Source organism: Actinoallomurus vinaceus, assembly GCF_039542055.1.
Taxonomy (GTDB): Bacteria; Actinomycetota; Actinomycetes; order Streptosporangiales; family Streptosporangiaceae; genus Actinoallomurus; species Actinoallomurus vinaceus.
Genome location: NZ_BAABHK010000009.1, coordinates 19,731 through 38,693, shown reverse-complemented (window position 1 = coordinate 38,693; position 18,963 = coordinate 19,731). Strand labels below are relative to the sequence as shown.

The following is an 18,963-nucleotide window of genomic DNA, read 5'->3' as shown; positions in this document are numbered from 1 at the left end:
ACCACATACTCTGAATGTCCGACTTTCCCGATTTAACGGGTAGGGCATACGGATGCACTTCGATTATCAGATGGCGCTCGGGTCGTTCCTCGTGGCGATCATCGTCGGGCTGACCGGCATGGGCGGCGGCGCCCTAATGACGCCGATGCTCACGGTCTTCTTCGGCGTTCCGCCCCTGACCGCGGTCTCCAGCGACCTCGTCGCCGCCGCCGTGATGAAGCCGGTGGGCAGCCTCGTCCACCTCCGTAAGGGCACGGTCAACCTGCGTCTCGTCGGCTGGCTGTGCGCGGGCTCCGTGCCGACCGCGTTCTGCGGAGTGCTCCTCGCCCGAGCCCTCGGCCGCGGCAACAACGTGCAGAACGTCATCGAGATCGCCCTCGGGGTGGCCCTCCTCATCGCCGCCGCAGGCCTGACCGTCCGCAGCTACCTGACGATGGCCGACCGCGCCCCCCGGCGCGCGGCGCGCCGCCCGTCGTCCGGCGAGGGCTCCGAGGCGGCACCCACGTCGATCTCCGTACGCCCGATCCCGACCATGCTGGTCGGAGCGGTGGGCGGCCTCGTCGTCGGCATGACCTCGGTCGGCTCCGGCTCACTGATCATCGTGGCGCTGCTCGCGCTCTACCCGAGACTCACGGCCAACCGGCTCGTCGGCACCGACCTCCTCCAGGCCGTGCCCCTGGTCTGGTCGGCGGCCCTCGGCCACATCCTGTTCGGCGATTTCAAGCTCGAGGTCACCCTCGCGCTGCTGGTCGGCTCGATCCCCGGCGTCTTCATCGGCTCTCTGGCCTCGTCCCGGGCGCCGGGCGGCCTCATCCGGTGGGCGCTGGCGTTCGTCCTGCTGGCGTCGGCCCTGAAGATGTTCGACGTCGGCACCACCCCGATGGCGTGGGCGCTGATCGCCGCGGCCATCGGCGGTACGGCGGTCTGGTCGCTCCTGCGCACCTGGAACGGCCTGCGACCGCTACCGTTCCCGCGCAACGGCGCGTCGTCCGCCCGGACGGTCCGAGCCGGCCGCGAACCAGACCCATCCGTCCTCACCCGCTGACCGTTCGCCGACCGGCGGAGGTCCGGTCAACCCGGGCAATCCGAGCCGGCCGCGAAACGAGCACACCCGTCCTCACCCCGCTGACCGCCGACGGAGGCCCGGTCGACCCGAGCGGCCCAGGCGGACCGCGGACCGGGCACGCCCGTCCTCACCCGCTGACCATCCGCCGACCCGGCGGAGCTCCAGTCGACCCGCGCGGCCCGAACCAAGCGCGAGCACACCCGTCCTCACCCTCGTCGGCCCGGCGGGGGTCCGGGTGACCGGATCCGGTCAGAGGCGCCTCACGACACGGCACCCCCGCCGGGCGGCGCGGACGGATCCGCGCTGCCCTGACGCACCTCAGCGACGACGGTGGCGCCGTGTGCGGTCCACCGCGAACGGCCGCCCCGCCACCTCTCATGCGCCGTCGCATGCGCTCCGGTTCGCCGCGTTCGGGGTGATCGTCCGTACGGTGGGGGCGTGGACCTGACGCGGGCGCGCCGCCGGATCGCGGCGGTTCCGCCGTGGGCGAGGGAGCCGGCCCTGTGCGCGGTCGTCGCGGCGGCGACCGTCTATCGCATCGGCACCGCGACGCCGGACACGGGCGACCGGACCCCGGACGCGGCGGCCTACGGCATCGGGCTGGCGATGGCGCTGGCCCTGCTCCTGCGCGGCCGCCGGCCGGCCCTGACGATCGGCGTCATCTCCCTGCTCTGGTTGATCTACCACGTGGCGGACTACCCGGGCGGAGCGCCGGCCGTCGCGGTGTGGGTCGCCCTCTATTCGGCCGCCGCCGCCCCTCGCCGGTGGGCGGCCCTCTCCCTGTCGGGCTGGATGATCGTGTCCGACGCCCTGGCCCGGACGAAGCACAGCGGCGTCGGCCTGTTCGACGCCGCGCTCGACGGGTCGACGGTCGTGTTCGTCGCCGCGCTCCTGCTGGGCGACGCCGTACGCAGCCGCCGTGCCCGGCGGGCGGAGTTCGAGGCGCGGCTGGCGCTCCTCGCGGCGCACCGGGACCAGGTCGCCGCCCAGCGCCTCGTCGAGGAGCGGATCCGCATCGCCCGCGAACTCCACGACGTGTCCGCCCACACCATCGCCGTCATCAATGTGCAGGCGAGCGTGGCCGCGGAACTGCTGACCGAGGCGCCTGCCCAGGCGAGGGAGGCGATCGAGGCGGTACGGCGCGCCGGCGGTGAGGCGCTGGCCGAGCTGCGGGCGACCGTCGGCGTCCTGCGGGACCCCGCCGAGGGCGACGTGCAGCCCCCCGCCCCCGGAATCGACCGGCTCGACGACCTGGCCCGAGCGGTCGGCACCGGCGGCCCGCGTGTCGAGGTGCGGATCGAAGGCGAGCGCCGCCCGCTGTCGCGTCTGGTGGAGTTCACGGCGTACCGGATCGCACAGGAGGCACTCACGAACGCGTTGCGCCATGCCAACGCCGACCTGGTAGAGATCCTGGTCCGATACGACGACGGAGGCATCGCGCTGGAAGTACGCGACGACGGCGGCCACGACGACCGTACAGCCGGACGCGCCCGGCCCGGCCACGACGACCACGCGACCGGCCACGCCGATCCCGACGGCGACGACCGCGCGACCCGGCAAGACCACGACGACCGGACGGCCGGACGCGCCGGGTCTTGCCACGACGACCGAGTGCCCGGGCATGCCGAGCCGGGCGACGACCCCGCGACCCCGCGGACCCGGCGAGACCACGACGACCGTTCGGCCTGGCACGCCGAGCCGGGCCACGGCCTGCGCGGTATGGCGGAGCGGGCGGTCGGCCTCGGCGGCCGGTTCACCGCCGGTCCGTTCCAGTGGCCCGACGGAGGACGGGGCTTCCAGGTACGCGCCTGGCTACCGGACGAGGAGGCGACGTGACCGACCCGCCCCGCGCTGGCGGACAAGGGGACGATGTGACCGCCCCGGCCTGCCCAGCACTGCCGGACAAGGAGCCGATGTGACCGCCCCGCACCGCCCAGCACTGCCGGACGAGGAGGCGGCATGACCGCCCGGACGTATGCCTGGCCGCCGGACGAGGAGACGACGTGACGATCCGGGTGCTGCTGGCCGATGACCAGACGCTGGTCCGGGCGGGCTTTCGCATCCTCCTGGAGCGGGCGGACGACATCGAGGTGGTCGCGGAGGCCGCCGACGGTGAGGAGGCCGTCGCGCTGACCCATGCCCACCGCCCCGACGTGGTCCTCATGGACGTGCGGATGCCCGGCACCGACGGGCTGGCGGCGACCCGGAGAATCCTGGCCGACGAGCGCACGCCGGACGTGAAGGTGATCGTCCTGACGACCTTCGACCTGGACCGGTACGTTTTCACCGCGCTGCACGCGGGTGCCAGCGGGTTCCTCCTGAAGGACATCGAACCGGACACTCTGCGGCAGGCGGTGCGCACCGTGTTCGCCGGTGACGCGCTCCTCGCGCCCCAGGTCACCCGGCGATTGATCGCGACGTTCGTGGGACGGCCGGGAGATTCCGCGCCCCAGCCGGACCTGTGGACCGCCCTCACCGACCGGGAACGCCAGGTCGTGTCGCTCGTGGCCGAGGGGCTGACCAACCAGGAGATCGGAACGCGGCTCGCGATGAGCCCGGCGACCGCCAAGACCCACGTCAACCGGGCGATGACGAAGCTGAGGGCACGGGATCGCGCCCAGCTCGTGGTGTTCGCCTACCGGTCGGGATTGGCGGGCGGGCTCCCGGGCGTACCACCCCAGAGCTAGCGCCTATACCGCGACCGCGGTATCGGATCGCGACGCGAAGCGGATGGATTTCCCGGCGCTGTTTTCTACCGTCTTCTCCATGGCCATGGCCACGAACACGCCACGGAGGAATGAATGATGCCCCCTGTTTCTCGCACGATCGCCGGCGCATGCCTTATCCTGGCCCCCACCATCCAGGGAATTTCCACCTTTTACTGGAGCGACCGGCACCAGGGAATTACCGCCGGAACACTCATCGTCGCGGCGACGATATGTTGGATCGTCGGCCTGGTCGCGATCTATCGCCTCATCGAACAGCGGGTCCCGCGCTATGCCGCGGTCGCCCTTCCAGCGGCCGTGTACGGATGCGTCGGCGGGGCGTCGTTCGGCCTGCAGGGCATGCAGGAAGAGCTGTTCAACGTCTCGCACGCCCAGGCCGTACACCTGCTCCAGGACCACCCGGCGGCGGCCTTCGTCGCGTTCTGGTTCGCCGGCTTGGCGTTCCCCGTCAGCATTTTCGTCCTCGGCGTCGTGCTCACGTGGACCCGGGCCGTTCCCGTGCCGATCGGGATTCTGATCTCCGTCAGCGCGGCGGCCTTTCCGCTGAGCCGGATTCCTCGCGAGATCGGGGTAGCCCATGTGGCGGACCTGGCCCTGCTCATTCCCTTCGCGTATCTCGGAATCCGGATGGCGATGGGGCATGTTCGGCCGCCGCTCGCGGCGAAGGTGATGGGCTGAAGCAGGAGACGAAAGACGTCAGGACGACGGGCGCTCGGCGGCGATCTGGTCGAGCAGGTCGGGGATCTCGGGATGCGCGGAGACGTCCACCTTGCGGGCGAAGAAGGCGTCGCCGGCCCGGATCTCGTCGAGGTGCTCCGCGGTGATCAGGTCGGGGTGGCTCGCGTCCGGCCCCCAGCGGATGAACCGCTTGCTGTCGTTGGCGACGGACAAGGCCGGCCGCGCGTTGAGCGCCATCGAGCAGATGAACGTCTCGTCGGGGATCGGCGCGTACCGCAGGTAGCGCAGCAGGCGGTCGCCCAGAGGGTCGGCGAGCATGCCGTGCACGGCCGCCGCGGACAGGTTGAACCACATGTCGCCGACGTACAGCCCGACGCCGTCCCGGTAGGGGTGGCGCCGGGCGAACGGCAGCGGCACCGATCGGTGGGTGCGGGGCAGGCGCCGCTTGCGCAGGTAGCGTCGCCGGGTCACCGCCTGCCACGGGTCGGTGTCCTCCGCCGGATCGGACGTCACGGCGAAATGCCGCAGGTACGCGTCGTACGGCGAGGCGGCGAGCTCCTTCTCGATCGCGGACATGGGCCGGATCGGATAGTCCTGACCGGAGACGAGCAGGGCCCAGGAGAACTCCGGGATGTTGTCCGCCACCCAGCGCAGCGAGCGCCACTGCGCCTCGACGAGGGAGAGCCGCCCCCATCGGCAGGGCCGGGCGTCGGGGATGAGGGCGACGTCGGAGGAGGGACGGAGGGTCAGCGGCTCGCCGCTCGGGTCGTGGTGGACGACCGCGACCGTGTCGGTGCCGGTGCGGATCCGGTCGACCAGGCGGGCGACCTGCGCCGGGTGCCGGTGCGACAGCACGATCACGACCAGCGGTCCGCCGCCCATGCCCATCCCGCGCCCTTCACCGTGATTTCCGCTGCCGTTCCGTGACCGAGGGTACTGCCGTTCCGGAATTGCGGTGAAGAGGCCGCTGATGAAAGCACGATTACGGTAAAGTTCCGAGAAAGTTGAAGTCTGCCACCGGGCACTACCGGATTGATCAAGCGCATCAGGGGGCGCAGTGCTCCGCGCACTTGTCGAACGGCTGTGGCTGCCCGAGCCGGAGTCCTCCGGGTGGCCGGTCCGTGTCACGTCGGGTGACGTCCCGGCGGGCCACCGCGTGGTCGAGCGGTACGCCGTGGTCCCCTCTCCGGAGCGGCCGCGTTTCCTCGTACCGCTCGATGGCCGCGCCGTCGCGGCCGGCAGCCTCACCCACTACAACGGGCTGCGCTGGGCCCGCCTCCGCGTTCCGCGGACCGTCCTGGGCACCGGTTTCCGTACGGGGCTCGGCCCGCTCCTGCTGCGGCACCGCCTGCTCGTGTGCGTGCCCGAGGAGCTTCCGCCCGCCGAGCTCGGCGACTACCTCCTGAGCGCGCACCTCCAGCAGGTGCTCGGCGTGCCGCGGCTCGCGCTCGGCGTGGGCGTCCGGCCGCCCGACCCCAACCTGAAGCCGACCCTCCAGCTGTTCGGCGCCGACGGCGCGCCCGTCGGGTACGCCAAGGTCGGCTGGAACGACGCCACCCGGGAGATGACGCGGCGCGAGGCGGCCGCCATCGCCGCCGTCACCGAGGAGACCGGGTCCGCGGCGGGTATCCGGGTGCCACGGTTGCTGCACCACGGTCCCTGGCGCGACTACGACCTCACCGTCACGGCGCCGCTGCCGCTCCGGATCCGCCGTTACCGGGCGGAGGATCGGCCGCCCGCCGTGCCGTACGACGGTGTCTTTCCCGACCAACCGACCCCGACCGACCTCCCGGTCTTTCCCGACCAACCGACCCCGACCGACCTCCCGGTCTTTCCCGACCAACCGACCCCGACCGACCTCCCGGTCTCTCCCGACCAACCGACCCCGACCGACCTCCCGGTCTCTCCCGGCCAACCGACCCCGACCCACCTCCCGGGTCCCTTCGCCGCCCGTACGACGAAGCTGGCCGACGCGGGATTCTGGCGGGCGCTGCGGGCGGAGGCGGCCGTGCTGGCGGCCGACGCCGAGGAGCCGCGGCTCGCGGCGCTGATCGGCGCCCACTGCGACGAGCTCGAACGCGAGCACGGCGGCACTCCCCTGCTCGTCGGCCGCTGGCACGGCGACTGGGTGCCGTGGAACATGGGCCGCCACGCCGGCGACCTCTACGTCTTCGACTGGGAGCACAGCGCCGAGGAGGCCCCGGTCGGCTTCGACCTCCTGCACTGGAGGTTCCAGGTGGCGCTGGTGCTGCGCGGCCGGCCGCTGGCCGAGGCCGTCGCCGCGGTACGGGCCGCCGCCGACGACGAGCTCTCCACGACCCCTCCCGACCATCGCCGGCTGCTCGCACGGCTCTATCTGCTGGAGATGTTCATGCGGACGTACCACCTCAAGCGGCTGGGCGGCGGCTGGAACCCCTCTCTCCACCCCGGCATGCTCGAGGTCCTGGAGGAGCGGTGAGAGTCCTCCTGGTGTGCTCGACGGGCGGGCACCTGACCCAGCTGTACCGCCTCCGGCCCTGGTGGGCCGAGCACGAGCGGATGTGGGTGACGTTCGAGAAGGCCGACGCCTCCTCCCTCCTCGCGGACGAGCAGGTGACCTGGGCGTACCACCCGACGACCCGGAACATCCCCAACCTGCTGCGCAACCTGTGGCTCGCCGTCCGGCTGCTCCCGCGCTACAAGCCCGACGTGATCGTGAGCTCCGGCGCGGGCGTCGCCGTGCCGTTCTTCGTCCTGGGCCGGCTCATGCGCAGGCGCACCGTCTACCTCGAGGTGTACGACCGAATCGACTCGGGCACGCTCACCGGCCGCCTCTGCTACCCGATCGCCGACCTGTTCCTGCTGCAGTGGGAGGAGCAGCGGGCGCGCTATCCGAAGGGGACCGTCGTGGGGCAGCTGCTGTGAGCGGGCCGGACAAGCCGCTGGTGTTCGTGACGGTGGGCACCGACCACCACCGGTTCGACCGGTTGATGGACTGGATGGAGCGGTGGCTCGCCGCCAACGGTCACGCCCGCTGCGTCGTGCAGCACGGCCCCGCCGATCCCCCGGTGGGCGCGGAGGGTCACGCGTTCCTGCCCCACGCCGACATGCAGGCGCTGTTCCTGGAGGCGGCCGTCGTCGTCTGCCAGGGCGGCCCCGGCTCGATCACGGAGAGCCGGCAGGCGGGCAGCCTGCCGATCGTGGTGCCCCGGATCGCGCGGCTGGACGAGGTCGTCGACGACCACCAGGTGCGGTTCTCCCGGCACGTCGCGACGTTCGGCAAGGTGGCCCTCGCCGAGACCGCCGAGAGCCTGCACGCCCACCTGGACCGCGCTCTCGCCGAGCCCGGGGCGTACGCCGTGTCCGGCGAGGCCGACGAGACCGCGCCCGCCGTCGCGCGGTTCGGCCGTCTGGTGGACGAGCTCGTCGCCGCGCCCCGCGGCCGCCGTCGGCGCGACCGGTCCCGCTAGAGCTCGTTACCCGCTGGAGGTGTTGAGGTACGGGTCGCGGCCGACCTCGGCGTAGGAGTTCAGCATGCCCGGGCCGTTGTCGACCTTCAGGTTGCAGCCCGGCCCCGCGTCGAAGCGGACCAGGCCCGCGATGTTGGGGTACTTCTTCTTCAGCACGCCGGGGATCTCGCGATACCACTGAAGCGAACGCTTCGTATCGGCCGGGTCGAACTGGGTGCCGTACTCGGGCAGGATGAACGGCTTCTTGCCCAGCCCGTTCTTCTGGAAGAACCGGTACGTCTGCCCGATCTTCTCGTCGAACGTTCGCCACTGCCCGCCGTGGCACTTGTAGAAGTTGTACGGGTCCCAGCCCACCCAGTCGGCGTACGCGTCGCCCGGGTAGGAGTTGAGGATCCGCTGGGCGTTGTCCCCGCTGATCGCCCCGGTCACGGTCCAGACCCAGACGACGTTCGTGACACCGGCCTTGGCGAAGACGTCGTGGACGTGCCGGGCCGCGGCGACGTACTCCGCCTCGTTGCCCTTGAGCTCGCCCTTGGTCATGTGCCGGTCCATCTCCGGGTCGAAGGACATGAAGACCTTCCGCCCGTACGCCTTCACCCGCTTGGCGACGGGCTGGATGACGGTCCGGTCGTAGGTGCCCGCGGCGATGTCGCGCCACTTGTAGCTCTGCTGCTTCTGGTAGAGCTTGCTCTCCCAGGCGAAGAACAGCAGCCGGGAGCGGCCGAGCTCACGCTCGGAGGCGTCGGGGAAGACGCCCGGCCCCGACTTGTTCGAGAAGTCGTGGAAGCGCAGGACGATGTCGAAGCGCCGGCCGACCTTTCCCTCGATGTCGGTGACGGCCGAGGTGAGCGACGCGCCCTGGACCGAGTAGATGCCCCAGTACGCCCCGCACTTCGGCATCAGCTTGGCGTCGGGCGCGCAACTCCTGCCCGCGCCCTCGGACCGGCCCGACGCCAGGTTGGACCCCTTCTTACCGGATCCGCCCGGGGAGTCGTCGTTGCCGCTCGCGGAGCCGCAGGCGGACAGGGCGGTGCCCGCTCCGATCAGCGCCACCGCCGACAGCGCGGCGACGCGACCGCGTCCTCTGGCGATTCTCATACGTCCAAGACCTCCCGTTCCGGCCGGCCCCTACGCGTGATCAGGGAATCACCCGGCGGGTGATTCCCTGATCACGACGCGGAAGCGACCGAGCCCGGCCCGAATGGTCGGGTCAGGGGCAGAATCGGCCGAACCCGCCGAGCCACTGGTAGGCGGAGCCGGTCCAGGAGCCGCTCTTCAGGTCACCGCCGGCCCACATGCACCCATTGTTGTCCTTCACGAGCGCCCAGACGCCGTTTCCGGCCCGCGACGCGAAGATGGGGTTCCAGTTGGGCAGGTACTTGCCGGTCTGAGCGTTCCAGGCACCGACCATGTTGAGGCGGTGCACGTTGGAGTAACCGCCGGTCTTCGGGTCCGGGTACGTCCAGCCGTCGGTGTAGTCGAAGTCGAAGCCGTGCGACCCGGCGTACAGGACCCCGTTGATCTCGACGGACGACTGGAAGTCACCGCCCGAGCGGGCGAGGTTCCCGCCGATCTTGTTGTTGAAGTCCCGGTCGTAGACCTGGATGTCGTGCTCTGACCCGCCCATCCAGACGCGGTCCCCGACCTCGAGGATCGTGTTGCGGTAGGGCTTGTCCGGGTCGGAGATGCTGGGGATCCACTTCGTGTCGCCGAGCCCGGAGATGTGGCCACCGGGCGCCGCCGCGCTGACGATCGCGAAGTCGTTGACCGCGACGTCCTTCTGCTTGCCCATGTGCTTCATGCGGCCGCCGAAGTAGACGCGGTCGCCCTTCGAGCTGGCGTCGAGGGAGTACACACCCGCGTCGAAGAACGGGTTCCACGTGGTGTCCGGGGTGCCGTCCGTCACCTTGACGCGCGCCGCACCGCCGACCCAGAACGGCGACTTGGCGATGGTCGTGCCGCCCTTGATGTGGTCGAACGTGCCGCCGACGTAGAGCCAGCCGTCCTGGATGTCCATGGCGCGGCCGCGCGCGGTGCCGCTGCCGCGGATCAGGCTGGCCTTCCACGTGGACACGGGTGCGCCGGTCTTGAGGTCGAGGGCGGCGACGCCGCCGGTGTTGGCGACGCCGTTCACGTTGGTGAAGTCGCCGGAGACGAACAGCTTGTCGCTGGTCCCCTTGATCGCCCAGACCATTCCGTCGAGCTTGGGCCGGAAGCCGGTCTTCCACTCGCCGGTGGTCGTGTCGAAGGCCGCGAGGTAGGACTGCTCGACCTTCTGGCCGGCGGCCGGGCTGGCGCCCTTCTGGACGTACTGGAACTTGCCGCCGACGTAGAGGGTGGTGCCGACGACGCCGAGGGCGTGCACCTCGATGTTCTCCTCGCCGGTGCCACCGCCGACGACGCCCGTGACGCCCCAGGGGCTGGACGAGGTCTTGCCGCTGAGCAGCTTCGGCGTGGCCGGGGCCGGCCCACCGGTCGAGGCCGTGATCTTCGGCCGGATGTAGACCTGCGTGAAGGGGATGGACTGGCCCTTCGAGGAGGCCCGGTACAGGTAGCTGCTCGCGCTGGTCGACCCGGAGGAGACGCCGGAGCCGTACGCGAAGCCCTTCTTGTACGAGTTGTTCGCGTCCTTGACGGTGGACACGTAGTTGTACGGGCGCAGCGAGCTGGTACTGCCGACCTTGTCGGTGTACCCGCCGCTGTAGGGCGTGCCGTCGAAGGAGGCGGACTCCAGCGGCAGCCCGCCGTCGAAGGTCCAGGACCAGTCCGCCAGGTTCTTGTACTTCAGCTGGACGTCCTGCCAGGAGGTGCCGCCCGTGTTCTCGGCGCGGCGCAGCCGGACTCCGTCGATCTCGCCGCCGTTGAACAGGCCGTTGATGGTGTCGCCGGGGACGGTGGCGGGCGCGAAGGCGGCGGTGCCGCTGGGCGTGTTGCGCACGTTCGACGCGCTGCTCTGGCCGGCGTAGTGGAAGTTCCAGCTCTCGCGACCACGGCCGACGAGGACCCAGCCTCCGCCGTCGGTGGTCATGTCACAGTAGAACTGCTGGGCGCTGGTCATCCGGGGCGTCTTCAGCCAGAACAGGCCGGTGACACTCTTCGGGTAGTCCTGCTTGATCGCCCAGCAGGACAGCGCGGCGGCGCTGGAGGACTTGCCGTCCGGCGCGCCCGCGCTGGCGAACTCGGGGACGAAGACGACGCCGGCGGCCGCTACCAGCGCGGCCGCACCAGCGATCAGGGACGCCTTGCGCGGTGGCAGACGAAATGCCATGAACTCTCCCGCGGTGTATGTGCGGCGAGCAGAGGGGCTCGGGGGGATTAGTAATTCTGCAGCACAGAGGGAGCTGGCGCAGGAACGTGGCAAAATTAGTGCAAGAAGCACCCGCTGTCAACGAGCGTAATCAATCCGCTATTACCGGTAATTAGCTGCAGAAATTTGTCGGACCGGTAAACCAGGGGCGGCGGCTACGCGTCGTCGTCGCGTCACGCCGGCCAGGAATACTCCTCGCCGAGCAGATCATAGAGGGCCCGGTTGTGCGGGCGGTAGAACTCCGTGAGCCGTTCCTTGGTTTCCGGGTTCATGGGAGGCGCCGGCAGGTGGTTGTGCCGCTCGGCGATCTTCAGCGGATGTGGAGGAAGTCCGAGGAATTCGGCGACCCGGTCCACAGCCGCCTGCTCGTTTCCGTACAGGTCCTCCGCCGGCATGATGAGGAACTGCTCGCGGGGAAAGACCGAGAACCAGTTCTCCAGCTGCGGCCGGTAGATCCCACGGTCGCGGTAGGTGTAGAAGTCGTGCGCCTGGCTGTAGTACATCGGGTCGGCGGCCATCTTCTCGCGCTCGCCGGCCAGCCGCTCCGGCTCGGCGGCCAGGGCCTCCTCGAAGCTCAGGTCCTCGACACCGTCGCCGACCCGCTCCCAGTAGTGCGAGTAGGCGCGCTTCACCGGGTCGCGCAGCGTCACGATGATCTTCACGTCCGGTGTGCGGGCGCGCACGCGCTCGGGGACCGGCGGGCAGTACATGTAGTACGGGCAGGCCTCCCCGGTGACGGGACGGGTGCCCAGCCGTTCCTCGATCCGGTCGAGCTCCCGCTCGGTGGCGAAGTGCGAGCGGTACCAGGCGTCGCCCTTGGCGTAGTTGACGTAGTAGTAGCCGGGGCTCTTCACCCCGCGCGAGGCCGGATACATCGGCATGACCAGCGGGTGCTGAATGAGGTAGTTCCACAGTGACGTGGTGCCGCCGCGCTTGGTGCCGATGATGAGGAAGTCCGGCAGGTGACGCTGGTCGGCGGTCCGCACGGCGTACGCCCGCGTCATCGCGTTGGCCGTGTCCTTCATCCAGCGCGGCGAGTGGTCCTTCGCCCGCGCGACGAACCCCGTCGGCACGTCAGCCCTCCTCGTTCTCGTCGGCCCGCCCGCCGCGTCCACGCGACCGCAGGGCCCCGACCATCACATCGGCGTGCAGCACGTGCCGCAGCCGCCACAGCACGGCCCCGTACCCGCACGTGGCCAGGACGGCGTACGCCCCGAACACGGGCAGGCCGGTCCCGAAGAGCGCCCGCAGCGCGACGCCGAGGCCGCCGAACCAGACCAGCGCCCAGGCCCCGACGGGGGCGAGCGTCCTCGTACGGAGCCGCAGGCCCATGAGGTAGCGCACCTGCACCACGGCCAGCCCGTTGTCCACGAGCATCGACAGGCCCCACGCGACGGCGGCGCCGACGATGCCGAACGGCGGCACCAGCAGCAGGTGGAGCACCACCATCACGACCACGACGACGACCTTGTCGAGGAGGTTCCACGAGCTCTTGCCGCCCATGAGCAGGACGGTCTGCACGTTGCCCGTCGCCAGCACCAGCGCCATCGCCGAGGCGAGAATCGCCAGCGCCGTGGCGCCGCCGCGGAAGTCCTGGCCGAAGAGCGTGAGCACGAACGGCCCGAAGACCGCCAGGGCGAGGTAGAGCGGCCAGGAGGCGGCGACGACCCAGCCGGTGGCGACCGCGTTGAGGTCCTCGGCCTGCCGGGTCTCGCCCCGGGCGAGCAGGCCGGCGATCTGCGGCGCCACGGCGAGCCGCGTGGCCGCCAGCACGAGGGTGCCCGTGGTGATGAACCGGCCGGCGGTGGCGTAGATGCCGGCGTCGTGGCTGGACACCATCGCGCTGACCAGCGGCACGCCGAGCCAGACCACGACGATCTCGAGCATGGCCGCGACGCCGCGCAGGCCCGAGAAGGCCCAGAACTCCCGTACGGCCGACGGGTCATCGGGGCCGGGTGGAGCCTGCTCTGGAGCGGCCGCCGGCGGCTCCGCCTCGGCCCGCCGGACCAGCCGCCAGAGGATCACCACCGCCGCCACGAAGGTCAGCGCGATCGGCAGGGACCAGGCGACCATGACCGCGCTCGCGCCGTAGCCGAGGGCGGCGACGGCGATGACCAGCACCGGCCGGCTGAGCGGCGTGATCACGTTCGCCTGGACGGTGAACGCGGTGAGGCTGCCCAGGCCGCGGGTGCCCGACAGCGCGACGTTGCGGGCGGCCGAGACGGACAGGACGGGTCCGCAGACCCGCAGCAGGAAGACGGCGTCGTCGTGGTGCGCGGCGTCGACGAGCAGGCCGGCCAGCCAGGGCGCGAGCGCGAACACCGCCAGGCCGGTGACGGCCCCGACGGCCAGGACGGGCACGAGCGCGGCGACGACCAACCGGCGCAGGTCGCCGGTCCGGCCGAGGGCGCGCAGCCGCGCGGTGCTGCGCACCAGGCCGGTGTCGGCGCCCAGTTCGGTGACCTCCGTGAGGATCATGAAGAGGGCGACCACCGTGAAGAACACGCCGGTCTGCGCCGGGCCGAGCGCCCGGGCGACGACGACGGTCAGGAGGAAGCCCCCGAGGGCCGCCACGCCCGAGCCGACCAGCCCGATGATCCCGCCACGCGCGAACTCGCGGAAGTGCGAGCGCCGGGCACGGTCGGCCCGCTCGGCCGCATCGGCCTGCGTGGTCACTCGTCGTCCTCCTCGCCCTGGCTCCAGGTCGGCCCCGGGGTGTACCGGACCCAGCCGGACAGATCGCGGGACTCCGGCCGGCTCGCCCCGGGCCGTGTGGGACCGATCGCGCCAGGCCGGTCGGGTGCGGGGGCCGGCCCGGCCGCCGTCTCCCGGAGCACGAGCGCCGCGGCCATGAAGATGACCACGAGCTGAGAGCCGTCCAGCCCGTAGTAGAAGATCATGAACGAGGCCATCACGGTGACGACGTGCAGCCAGATCAGCGCGCCCGGCGCGGCCCGCGTGCGCAGTGGCAGCGACCACAGCCAGGCGCAGAACAGGACCAGCGCCACGAAGCCGAACGAGAACATGATGTTCCAGATCTGGCCCTGCGTGCCGACCGAGATGTCGAGGGTTTTGGAGGGGCGCGGCGCGCCGTACCCGATGAACGGCGACTCGAGGGTGCGCTCGAACGCCTCCCGGTAGATCGTCGCCCGTCCGGCGTTCGTGGAGCTGTACTGGGTGCGGCTGCCGACGCTCTGCCCCACCCCGAGGGCCGAGGCGATCGCCAGGCCGATCCCCAGCAGGACCAGCACCGCCGCGAGCCACTTGACCTGGCCGCGGAAGCCGAACCGGACGGCCGCGTACACCACGCCGACGCCGACCGCGAGGAACATGCCGCGGTTGAGGGTGCTGAAGGCGGGCACCAGCGAGGCGATCAGCAGGACCACGACGGCGTTGCGGCGCCACTGGACCGCCGCCGTGCGCATGTAGAGGATCGCGAACGGCACCAGCAGCGCGAAGTGGCTGCCCCAGGTGTTGGTGTACGCGAAGGGGGCGCTCGGCCGGTTGTACGCCTTCGGCGCTCCCCACGGCCGCTGGACCTCGGCGAACTTCGGGTGGACCAGCTGGCTCACATAGTCGTTACCCACGATCGACCCGGGCAGCAGGCTCTGCATGGGCGTGCTGATCGAGCCGTTCGGCAGCACGACGCCCAGGTAGCCGCCGGCCACGACCCAGATCCAGAACAGGACCATCAGGCCGATGGCCCGGGAGAGCGGCAGCGCGCGGCGCGTGGAGTTGTAGACGTAGAGGAAGAAGATTGTGGCCGCCGCGTAATTCATGTACCGGAAGACGAACCCGATCATGCGTCCGGCGGTGTCGAGCTGGGTGGCCGAGAACGTCATCCAGAGGAGGAAGAGCAGCCACAGCCCGAAGCTCGGGGGCACGCGGATGCCGCGCCGCAGCAGGAGGATGCCGAGCATCGGCAGGGCCGCCAGGCTGGCGGCGAAGCCGCCGAGGCCCAGCACCCACAGCACCGGGTAGCCCGCGAAGAAGAGGACGAGCGGCCAGGTGGGCAGCGCCTGCCCCCAGGACGGCTCCTCGGGCGAGGAGGGCGTGTCGGAGCCTCGGCGGGACGCCGGCCGCGCGCTCACGGTGCTGAAGGCGACCACGGGGCGATCAGACCCGCCGGTCGGAAGGCGCGCCGACGGCAACGTGCGCGATCGCCGGGACCGCCCCTTCGTACCCGTTCGACACCGACAGCTCCCTAGACTCGCAGGCGGCAGGAGTTTACCGGGGGCAGCCCCGAGCCTTACCTTCTCAGAGACTCAGTGGGGAGATCCGGGAATCAGCATGCCCATCCGCCTGTATCGCGCGCCGGCGGCGGTCCTGGCCGCGCTCTGCGCCTTCTGGCCGACCGCGGCCACCGCCCGGGTCGCGGCGGCGCCAGGGCCCATCGACGCCCAGGTCCTCGAGGTCGTCGCCGACTCGCGCATCACCCAGGCGAGCGGGCTGGCGACGAGCGAGAACGGCCGCGTCCTGTACTCCCACGAGGACTCGGGCCGCACCACGGACGTGTTCGGGCTCGGCGCCAAGGGCAAGGTGCAGTTCACGGTCCACCTGCCCACCGGTTCCAACCAGGACTGGGAGGACATGAACGCGGTCCGGCTCCGGAACGGCAAGCGGGTCATCTTCCTGGGCGACATCGGGGACGCGCTGCTCAGCCGGCAGAAAGACCACAAGTCCGGCCGGCGCGACTACGAGGTGCTCAGATTCGCCGAGCCGTCCCCGGACACGACCGGCCAGGTCACGCCGACCGGCCTGCAGACCTACCGCCTGAGGTACGCCGACGGCGTCACCGGGCGCAACGCCGAGACGCTGCTGGTCCAGCCGGGCACCGGCCACGTGTTCGTGGTGAACAAGACCGAGAACGCCCAGCAGCGCGCCGCGCTGTGGGCCGCGCCGGCGAGCCTGAACCCGCAGGGCGTCAACCTCCTGCGTTCCGCGGTCCCGAGCCTTCCGGTCATCGGGGCGTCCGGCGGCGCCTTCTCCCCCACCGGCGACCGCGTGGTCATCCGCAACGACGACACCGCGTACGTCTGGTGGATCAACGGCGACGACGTCGCCAAGTCCCTGACCCAGGATCCGGTGGAGGTCCTGTTGCCGCGGCAGAAGCAGGGCGAGGGCGTGACCTTCACGCCCGACGGCCATGCGTTGCTGGTCAACTCCGAGGGCGAGGGGCAGCCGATCTGGCGCGTGCCGCTGCCCAGTTCGCTCGACTCCGCGCGCCCGTCCCTCCCGGCCGGGCAGGGCGCCGGGACCGGCGGCGGGCAGAACCCCACAATGATCGCGTTGGTCATCGGCGGGGTGGCGGCGCTCATCGGAGTGGGGCTCATCGCCTTCCATGTGCGCCGGCGTTCTTAACGCCGCGACAACTGACACGTCGCGATACGAGACGATTACACCAAGTACCCACACAAAACAGATTTCGGTCGGCGACACCGCACCACGAATTGCCCCAGATCGATGATCGCCGAGGTCGATTACCCGAACCACGATTCTGGACACCGAACGGGCCCTTACGAGCACAGGTTTCCTTGATGTTCGGCAAGGTATGTTATGGCGGTCCCATAGACCTTCGGCGAAGGGGTCACGCAGTCAGATGGACGCCACGGCCACGGGGGGCTCACGCGAGCTCGCTGAGTATCTCGCAATGCTCAAACGCCGCTGGTGGGTCGTTGCCGCGGCTGCCGCGCTCGGCGTCGCGCTGGCGGCGATGCTCGTCGTCGTCATGCCCAAGACCTACTCCGCCTTCACGGTCGTCAACGCCACCCCCACCAGCCTGGACAGCGGCAGCCAGTCCGGTCGCCAGCAGGACATCAACCTGCAGACCGAAGCGCAGCGCGTACGGTCGTACTCCGTGGCCGAGCGGGTGGCCAGGAGCCTCGGCACGAAGGCCACCCCGGGCGAGCTGAGCGCGTCGGTGTCGGTGAACGTCCCGAACAACTCCACGGTCCTGTACATCACGGTCGAGGCGTCGACCGCGGACGGCGCCCGCAGCCGCGCGCACGCGTTCGCGCAGGCCTACCTGGACGACCGGCGCGACAGCGCCACCAACGTCCTGATGGGCCAGATGTCCGCGCTGGAGCGGCAGATCAACTCCCTCTCCAAGCAGCTTCGGACGATGGCCGACAAAGTCCAGAAGAATCTGGTCGTCGCCCAGATGCAGGCCCTGAACAACAAGGCGTCCGACCTGCGGGTGCTGGCCGCCAACGTCAGTCCGGGCCAGATCATCACCGACGCCCGGCTGCCGTCGTCCCCCTCGGACCCCACGCTGATGAAGTACCTGCCCAGCGGCCTGGTCGGCGGCCTGCTGCTGGGCGTGGTCCTGGCCATCCTCCTGGACCGCACGGACAAGCGGGTACGTACGGCGCAGGACATCGAGCGGGTCCTCGACCTGCCGGTCCTCGTGGACGTCCCGGCCAAGCGCGGCCGGGAGGGGCTGGGGCTGCTGCCGGCGCGCAGCCGGACCGGCCAGAGCTTCCACGAGCTGTCCCACGTCCTCACCGCCACGCTCGGCCACGGCAACCACGTGCTCCTGGTCACCGGGGCGGCCCCGGGCCGCGGTGGCAGCCTCGTCGCCGCCAACCTCGCCGCCGCGCTCGCCCGTACCGGCTCCGACGTGCTGCTGGTCTGCGCCGACCTGAACTCCTCGGTGGCCGGCGAGCTCCTCGGCCTCCCGGAAGGGCCGGGTCTGTCGGAGGTGCTCCTCGGCTGGGCGGAGGCCCGCGAGGTGATCCGCAAGAACCACGGCGCGCCGACCCTGAGCGCCATCACGGTCGGCGCGAACGGCGAACTGGCCGCCGAATTGCTGCAACGCGAGCAGATGACCAAGCTGATCGGGTCGCTGCGCGAGAACTACCGGTTCACGGTCATCGAGGCCCCGTCCACCGAGCTCGGCGCGGACGCCCAGGCGCTCGCGGACCTGTCCGACGCCGCGCTCATGGTGGTCGAGATCCCCCTCGCGCGCTACGCCCAGATCCGCGACGGCGTGCGCCGCATCGACCGGATGGGCGCCGCGGTGATGGGCGCGGTCGTGCTCCCGGCCCAGGACGACAAGGTGTTCTCCGCGCCGCCCCGGCCCTCGCTGCCGGCGCGGACCCCGCCACCGTTGCGCGAGCGCCCGGCGACTCCTCCCGCGCCGCCGAGCAAGTACCAGGCCATCGAGGAGGCTCCGACGGTCCTCGACATGGTGGCCGTGTCCGACGAGGACGGGCCGCCGCGGAAGGGCCGGCGTCATCGCCCCGAGCCGCTGCCGCCCGCGTCCACCGAGGACTCCGTCCGGACCAACGAGACCCCCCTCCCGCCCGGTCAGGACCGACAGGTCGCGCCGGATCGATCCGTGGTTCAGGGCCGGTCCCCCGGCCGGTCGCGGTCCGCCGGGCACGCGCGGTCCGCGGAGGCGGCCCCGCGTACCGAAGGCACCCACCGCGCCGACGCCGCCCGCCCCGCCGACTCGGCGCGGCAGGCCCCGGCGGACAACAGCTCAGAGGAGACCGCGGCGCACCCCAAGGTCACCTGGACCTGATCACCCCTCCCCCGGCCGGGTGACGCGGGGGCGGACGCCGTACGATGCGCCGCCGGCCGCGACACGCCGGGACCGCAGCAGCGCGTCAGCCCAACGCGGACAGGCCCCCGGCCACGAGCCACGGGGCCGTGCGCGCTCGACCGTACGGTTCGCCACGCGCCGGGCGACTCACCCAAAGGCCGCGCCACAGCCAGGCCCGGCAGCGCGCCGAC

At 71.2% G+C, this 18,963-nt stretch carries 15 protein-coding genes; 9 read left to right on the top strand and 6 right to left on the bottom strand.

Annotated elements, in window-relative coordinates; genetic code table 11:
* Positions 1–52: 52 nt before the first annotated feature.
* The 4 genes from ABEA24_RS29115 to ABEA24_RS29100 all read left to right on the top strand — a co-directional run bounded on the left by ABEA24_RS29115 (position 53) and on the right by ABEA24_RS29100 (position 4,470).
* A complete protein-coding gene (locus tag ABEA24_RS29115; protein ID WP_345434348.1) occupies positions 53–1,045 on the top strand; it encodes a sulfite exporter TauE/SafE family protein in 993 nt (330 codons plus the stop codon).
* Positions 1,046–1,504: 459 nt separating this feature from the next.
* Positions 1,505–2,902: a sensor histidine kinase gene (locus ABEA24_RS29110; RefSeq protein ID WP_345434347.1), complete on the top strand. Its 1,398-nt coding sequence runs from the start codon at positions 1,505–1,507 to the stop codon at positions 2,900–2,902.
* Between the two features lie 167 nt (positions 2,903–3,069).
* On the top strand, positions 3,070–3,753 hold the full coding sequence (locus tag ABEA24_RS29105) for a response regulator transcription factor (protein ID WP_345434346.1): 684 nt from the start codon (positions 3,070–3,072) through the stop codon (positions 3,751–3,753).
* Positions 3,754–3,867: 114 nt separating this feature from the next.
* Complete coding sequence (locus ABEA24_RS29100) at positions 3,868–4,470, top strand: hypothetical protein (protein ID WP_345434345.1); 603 nt, start codon at positions 3,868–3,870, stop codon at positions 4,468–4,470.
* An 18-nt stretch (positions 4,471–4,488) separates the two neighbouring features.
* Here the strand turns inward: ABEA24_RS29100 and ABEA24_RS29095 are convergent, their stop codons facing one another.
* On the bottom strand, positions 4,489–5,352 hold the full coding sequence (locus ABEA24_RS29095) for a beta-1,6-N-acetylglucosaminyltransferase (RefSeq protein WP_345434344.1): 864 nt from the start codon (positions 5,350–5,352) through the stop codon (positions 4,489–4,491).
* A 175-nt stretch (positions 5,353–5,527) separates the two neighbouring features.
* Between ABEA24_RS29095 and ABEA24_RS29090 the strand changes: the two genes are divergently transcribed.
* Genes ABEA24_RS29090 through ABEA24_RS29080 form a run of 3 tightly spaced genes read left to right on the top strand, consistent with a single transcriptional unit; the run spans position 5,528 to position 7,919 of the window.
* Entirely contained in the window at positions 5,528–6,928 is a 1,401-nt protein-coding gene (locus tag ABEA24_RS29090; protein ID WP_345434343.1) for a hypothetical protein, read from the top strand.
* Complete coding sequence (gene pssD, locus ABEA24_RS29085; RefSeq protein WP_345434342.1) at positions 6,925–7,374, top strand: PssD/Cps14F family polysaccharide biosynthesis glycosyltransferase; 450 nt, start codon at positions 6,925–6,927, stop codon at positions 7,372–7,374. Before ABEA24_RS29090 ends, pssD begins: the two co-directional genes overlap by 4 nt.
* On the top strand, positions 7,371–7,919 hold the full coding sequence (locus ABEA24_RS29080; RefSeq protein ID WP_345434341.1) for a glycosyltransferase: 549 nt from the start codon (positions 7,371–7,373) through the stop codon (positions 7,917–7,919). Before pssD ends, ABEA24_RS29080 begins: the two co-directional genes overlap by 4 nt.
* A 6-nt stretch (positions 7,920–7,925) precedes the next feature.
* Here the strand turns inward: ABEA24_RS29080 and ABEA24_RS29075 are convergent, their stop codons facing one another.
* The 5 genes from ABEA24_RS29075 to ABEA24_RS29055 form a co-directional block, all read right to left on the bottom strand.
* Positions 7,926–9,017 carry a glycosyl hydrolase gene (locus ABEA24_RS29075; RefSeq protein ID WP_345434340.1) on the bottom strand — a complete coding sequence of 364 codons (1,092 nt, stop codon included), beginning with the start codon at positions 9,015–9,017 and terminating at the stop codon, positions 7,926–7,928.
* A 112-nt stretch (positions 9,018–9,129) separates the two neighbouring features.
* Positions 9,130–11,187 (bottom strand): fibrinogen-like YCDxxxxGGGW domain-containing protein, encoded by a 2,058-nt coding sequence (locus ABEA24_RS29070; RefSeq protein ID WP_345434339.1) that lies wholly within the window; start codon positions 11,185–11,187, stop codon positions 9,130–9,132.
* Between the two features lie 212 nt (positions 11,188–11,399).
* The gene (locus ABEA24_RS29065; RefSeq protein WP_345434338.1) at positions 11,400–12,299 is read right to left on the bottom strand and encodes a sulfotransferase domain-containing protein; all 900 of its coding nucleotides are present in this window, start codon (positions 12,297–12,299) and stop codon (positions 11,400–11,402) included.
* 1 nt (position 12,300) lies between these two features.
* On the bottom strand, positions 12,301–13,902 hold the full coding sequence (locus ABEA24_RS29060; RefSeq protein ID WP_345434337.1) for an oligosaccharide flippase family protein: 1,602 nt from the start codon (positions 13,900–13,902) through the stop codon (positions 12,301–12,303).
* Complete coding sequence (locus ABEA24_RS29055) at positions 13,899–15,335, bottom strand: O-antigen ligase family protein (RefSeq protein ID WP_345434336.1); 1,437 nt, start codon at positions 15,333–15,335, stop codon at positions 13,899–13,901. The genes ABEA24_RS29060 and ABEA24_RS29055 overlap by 4 nt, the downstream gene beginning before the upstream one ends.
* Before the next feature lie 181 nt (positions 15,336–15,516).
* Between ABEA24_RS29055 and ABEA24_RS29050 the strand changes: the two genes are divergently transcribed.
* Complete coding sequence (locus ABEA24_RS29050; RefSeq protein WP_345434335.1) at positions 15,517–16,587, top strand: hypothetical protein; 1,071 nt, start codon at positions 15,517–15,519, stop codon at positions 16,585–16,587.
* A gap of 190 nt (positions 16,588–16,777) precedes the next feature.
* Positions 16,778–18,751, top strand: coding sequence for a tyrosine-protein kinase domain-containing protein (locus tag ABEA24_RS29045; RefSeq protein WP_345434334.1), 1,974 nt, complete (start codon positions 16,778–16,780; stop codon positions 18,749–18,751).
* The last annotated feature ends 212 nt before the right edge of the window (positions 18,752–18,963 follow it).